Genomic DNA, 4,812 nt, shown 5'->3' with positions numbered 1-4,812 from the left:
GACGGCGTGCTCGACCCCCGCCCACTGCCCGATCACCTTCTCAAGACGCTCCACCATGGGCCCCTGAGCGAGTTGACCGGAGCGCAAAACCTCAACCCAGGCGGGCGATCCCTCACTCGTGCTGCTGAGCCGTGTCGGTGTGGTCGACCCCGCCTCGCTCGACGACTACCGGGCGCACGGCGGGTACGCCGCGCTGCGGCGGGCCTTCGCACTCGGGCCGGCCGGGGTCATCCGCGAGGTCACCGACGCGGGCCTGGTCGGGCGCGGCGGCGCCGCCTTCCCCACCCGCCGCAAATGGCAGGCCACGGCGTCCCAGCCCGACCAACCGCACTACCTGGTGTGCAACGCCGACGAGTCCGAGCCGGGCACCTTCAAGGACCGGGTCGTCATGGAGGGCGACCCGTACGCCCTCGTCGAGGCGATGACGGTCGCGGCGTACGCCGTCGGCGCGCACAAGGGTTACCTCTATCTGCGCGGCGAGTACCCGCGCGCCCTGCACCGCATGGAGCACGCCATCGGGCAGGCACGCGCGCGTGGCCTGCTCGGCGAGGACGTCCTCGGCCAGGGATACGCCTTCGACATCGAGATCCGGCGGGGCGCGGGCGCGTACATCTGCGGTGAGGAGACCGCCCTGTTCAACTCGATCGAGGGGTACAGAGGAGAGCCGCGTTCCAAACCGCCCTTCCCTGTAGAGAAGGGTTTGTTCGGCAAACCCACTGCCGAGAACAACGTCGAGACCCTGGTGAACGTCCTGCCGATCCTGACGAGGGGGGCCGAGGCGTACGCGGCGATCGGCACCCCTGGCTCCACCGGTCCGAAGCTGTACTGCGTGTCGGGCAGTGTGGACCGGCCCGGGATCTACGAACTGCCGTTCGGGTCGACCCTGGGCGAGCTGCTGGAGCTGGCGGGCGTGCGTGAACGGCTGCGCGCGGTGCTGCTCGGCGGCGCGGCGGGCGGCTTCGTACGGCCCGACGAGCTGGACATCCCACTCACCTTCGAGGGGACCCGGGCGGCGGGCACGACTCTCGGCTCGGGCGTGGTCATGGCCTTCGACGACACGGTCCCGCTCCCCCGCCTCCTGCTGCGCATCGCCGAGTTCTTCCGCGACGAGTCGTGCGGGCAGTGCGTGCCGTGCCGGGTCGGGACCGTACGGCAGGAGGAGGCGCTGCACCGGATCGCCGAGCGGACCGGCGCGGCGGCGGCCGACGACATCGCCCTGCTCAGGGAGGTCGGCCGCGCGATGCGGGACGCCTCGATCTGCGGTCTCGGGCAGACCGCGTGGAACGCCGTGGAGTCCGCGATCGACCGCTTGGGGGCCTACGAATGACCGCGATACCGCTGGGAGTGCCGCGTCGGCTCGTCGAGTTCACCCTCGACGGGCAGGAGGTCAGGGTTCCCGAGGGCTCGACGATCCTCGACGCCTGCCGGGCGGCGGGCAAGGACGTCCCCACCCTCTGCCAGGGCGACACGCTCACCCCCAAGAACGCCTGCCGGGTCTGTGTCGTCGAGCTCGAGGGCGCCCGGACCCTCGTCCCGGCCTGCTCCCGCAAGGCGGAGGCGGGCATGGCCGTGCGGACGGACACCGAGCGCGCCCGCCACAGCCGCAAGATCGTCATCGAGCTGCTCGCCTCCTCGGTCGACTTGTCGACCACCCCGCAGGTAGCCGGGTGGATCAAGGAGTACGAGGCGAAACCGGACCGCTTCGGCCCCGACGCGGCGCGCCTCGACGAGGAACCGAAGATCGACAACGGCCTCTACGTCCGCGACTACGACAAGTGCATCCTCTGCTACAAGTGCGTCGACGCGTGTGGCGACCAGTGGCAGAACACCTTCGCGATCTCGGTCGCGGGGCGCGGTTTCGACGCCCGGATCGCCGTCGAGCACGACGCCCCGCTGACCGACTCGGCGTGCGTGTACTGCGGCAACTGCATCGAGGTGTGCCCGACGGGGGCGCTGTCGTTCAGGTCGGAGTTCGACATGCGGGCGGCGGGTACGTGGGACGAGTCGGCGCAGACCGAGACGACGACGGTGTGCGCGTACTGCGGTGTGGGCTGCAACCTCACCCTGCACGTGCAGGACAATGAGATCGTGAAGGTCACCTCCCCGCACGACAACCCGGTGACCCACGGCAATCTCTGCATCAAGGGCCGCTTCGGCTACCAGCACGTACAGAACCGGGACTGATCAGGACATGGGACGAGTCACGGAACGACGCAAGGTGATCCGCATCCGGGACGGGGCCATCTCCACCCGCCCCGACACGCTCGTCGCCGAGGAACCACTGGAGATCCGCCTCAACGGGAAACCGCTCGCGATCACCATGCGGACCCCGGGCGACGACTTCGCGCTCGCGGCGGGCTTCCTCGTCAGCGAGGGGGTCTTCGGCCGGGCCGACGAAGTGCAGAACATCGTCTACTGCGCGGGCGCCACCGGTGGGGGCCCCTCCCGCTCGAGCGAAGCCGAGAGTGGGGGAGGCTCCAACACGTACAACGTCGTGGACGTCCGGACGGCACCCGGAGTCGTGCTGCCCGACATCACCCTGGAGCGCAACGTCTACACGACCTCGTCCTGCGGCCTGTGCGGCAAGGCGAGCCTGGACGCGGTCCGTACGACGGCTCGCTGGGCCATCGACGACGGCCCCGGCACTCCCCCGGTCCGGCTGGAGCCCGCTCTCCTCGCCGGCCTCCCCGACCGGCTGCGCGAGGCCCAGCGGGTCTTCGACCGGACCGGGGGTCTGCACGCCGCGGCCCTGTTCACGGAGGACGGGGAGATGCTCGACGTACGGGAGGACGTGGGCCGGCACAACGCGGTCGACAAGCTGGTCGGGCGCGCCCTGCAACGCGGCGACCTCCCGCTCTCCCGCACGATCCTGCTGGTGTCGGGCCGGGCCTCCTTCGAGCTGGCGCAGAAGGCGGTCATGGCGGGGATCCCCGTACTGGCGGCGGTCTCTGCACCGTCCTCGCTGGCGGTGGACCTGGCCTCCGAGACCGGGCTGACCCTGGTGGGCTTCCTGCGCGGCCCCTCCATGAACGTGTACGCGGGCGAGCACCGCATCGCCCTGCGGGCCGCGGCCGCCCAGGGCTGACCGGCTCCCCGCGGCACGGCGGCGGGGCCCCGACCGGCGGGGAGCGCCCCCTGCGCCGTAGGGGCCCCGCCTCAGCCCACCGCGACCGGGCTCACGGCTCCTCCGCCCGCTCCGCGCCTCAGCCCGTGCTGAAGTGCACCTGCGCGACGGTCACGACCGTGCCCAGGCGTGGGAAGTCGAGGCGGACCGACGCCTGGTGTTCGGGCGCGGTGAGGGCGGCCATCGCGTCCTCGACGAACACGAGGTCGTAGCCGAGGTCGCCGGCGGCGCGGGCGGTGGACTCGACGCCGAGGTTGGTGGCGATCCCGCCGAACACCAGCGTGGAGATGCCGCGCTCCCGCAGCCGCTCGTCGAGACCGCTGCCCTGGAACCCGCCGATGGTCCGCTTCACAACCTCGAGGTCACCCTCCACCGCGAGCCCGGCGACGAGTCCGCTGCCGGGCGGCTGCTCGGGCAGCCCGGGCCGTTCGCCCCGGACGAGCACGACGAGCGCGCCCGCCTTGCGGAAGGTGGCCGCCAACTCCTCGGCGGCGGCGAGGACTTCGGTGCCCTTGCGGGGTTCCACGGGCAGGCCGACGATGCGCTCCATCAGATCCACGAGCACGAGGGCGGTGCGCGCGGGGTCGAGGACGAGTCGGGGTTCGGTTTCGGGTGCGGTCATGACGGAACGTTAGCCCTCATCAGCCGTCCGTACCGGAAATCCGGATCAACAAGCCCATGAACTGCTCCCGCTCGGCCTCCGAGAGCGGTGAGAGGAGCGCTTCGTTGGCCTCGCGCGCCACCTGCTCGCAGCGCGCGAGGAGGCGTGCGCCCTCCTCGGTGATGGACACCGCGTTCTTGCGACGGTCCCTGGGGTCGGGTTCGCGCAGGACCAGGCCCGCGTCCTGGAGGTCGTTGAGGACACCGACCAGATCCTTGGGGTCGAGCTGGATGCTGCGGCCCAGTTCGGCCTGGGCGACGGGACCGAGATCGGAGACGGCGGAGAGCACCACGTGATGCCACATCTTCAGGCCCTCGGCGGCCAGCGCCTCGGCGACGAGGGCACGGCCGCGGGCGGCGGCGCGGCCGAGGAGCCAGCTGGGGAGGGCACGGATGGCGGACAGGGGGGCGGAGGCGGGCATGGGACCAGACTAGCGAATAACCGTTGGGCTTCCCAATGAATCTCGGATACCGTTGGGGCTCCCAACGAATTGAGGGCTCGCCCCCTCACCCCCTGGAGGTGCGATGCGTCGCGTCCGATACGAGCACACCGGCGGCCCCCTGTTCCTGGAGGACGTCCCCGCACCCGCCGCCGGGCCCGGCGAACTGCTGGTACGCGCCGAGGCGATCGGCGTCACCCTTCCCGTCGTCCGCAAGGTCACCGAGGCCGCGGAGCCGGTCCCGCTCAGCGGCGAGATCGCCGGCGAGGTCGTCGCCGTCGGCGCGGGCGTCACCCGCTTCGCGGCGGGCGACCGCGTCACCGGACTCTGCTTCGGGCACGGGTACGCCGACCACGCCCTGCTGAACGAGACCATGACCTCCCCCGTCCCGGCGGGCGCGAGCGCGGTCGACGCCGTCGCCCTCGTCCGTAGCGGGCTGGTCGCGCTCGGCGCTCTGGAGGCGGCGCACCCCGCACCCGGCGAGGCGGCGCTGATCACCGGCGGCCCGGTCAGACAGAGCAGTCCCGTGGAGGCCCCGCATGCAGGCATGGCAAGTACACCAGCTCGGCGAACCGAGCCAGGTGATGC

The 4,812-nt window shown here is 71.7% G+C and carries 5 protein-coding genes and 1 pseudogene; 4 read left to right on the top strand and 2 right to left on the bottom strand.

Annotation, left to right across the window (positions count from 1 at the left end; all coding sequences use genetic code 11):
- Window positions 1-97: 97 nt before the first annotated feature.
- The 3 genes and pseudogenes from ABZ656_RS56590 to fdhD form a co-directional block, all read left to right on the top strand.
- Window positions 98-1,327 (top strand): annotated as a pseudogene (locus ABZ656_RS56590) (NADH-ubiquinone oxidoreductase-F iron-sulfur binding region domain-containing protein); the annotation flags it as partial.
- Complete coding sequence (locus ABZ656_RS56585; RefSeq protein ID WP_101401889.1) at window positions 1,324-2,184, top strand: 2Fe-2S iron-sulfur cluster-binding protein; 861 nt, start codon at window positions 1,324-1,326, stop codon at window positions 2,182-2,184. The pseudogene ABZ656_RS56590 and the gene ABZ656_RS56585, both read left to right, overlap by 4 nt.
- Before the next feature lie 7 nt (window positions 2,185-2,191).
- On the top strand, window positions 2,192-3,085 hold the full coding sequence (gene fdhD / locus ABZ656_RS56580) for a formate dehydrogenase accessory sulfurtransferase FdhD (protein WP_360280349.1): 894 nt from the start codon (window positions 2,192-2,194) through the stop codon (window positions 3,083-3,085).
- Window positions 3,086-3,203: 118 nt separating this feature from the next.
- Here the strand turns inward: fdhD and ABZ656_RS56575 are convergent, their stop codons facing one another.
- Together ABZ656_RS56575 and ABZ656_RS56570 are read right to left on the bottom strand one after the other, a co-directional pair.
- Complete coding sequence (locus ABZ656_RS56575; RefSeq protein WP_360280346.1) at window positions 3,204-3,746, bottom strand: isochorismatase family protein; 543 nt, start codon at window positions 3,744-3,746, stop codon at window positions 3,204-3,206.
- Between the two features lie 19 nt (window positions 3,747-3,765).
- Window positions 3,766-4,206, bottom strand: a complete 441-nt coding sequence (locus tag ABZ656_RS56570; protein WP_101401886.1) for a MarR family transcriptional regulator — start codon at window positions 4,204-4,206, stop codon at window positions 3,766-3,768.
- Between the two features lie 103 nt (window positions 4,207-4,309).
- On the opposite strand from ABZ656_RS56570, the gene ABZ656_RS56565 reads away from it, so the two are divergent.
- The coding region (locus ABZ656_RS56565) for an alcohol dehydrogenase catalytic domain-containing protein (RefSeq protein WP_360280343.1) at window positions 4,310-4,812 on the top strand (503 nt) is incomplete at its 3' end.

It is taken from the genome of Streptomyces sp. NPDC007095, assembly GCF_040634475.1.
Lineage (GTDB): Bacteria > Actinomycetota > Actinomycetes > Streptomycetales > Streptomycetaceae > Streptomyces.
The sequence above is the reverse complement of the archived record's forward strand: the minus strand, read 5'-3'. Positions and strand labels throughout refer to the sequence as shown.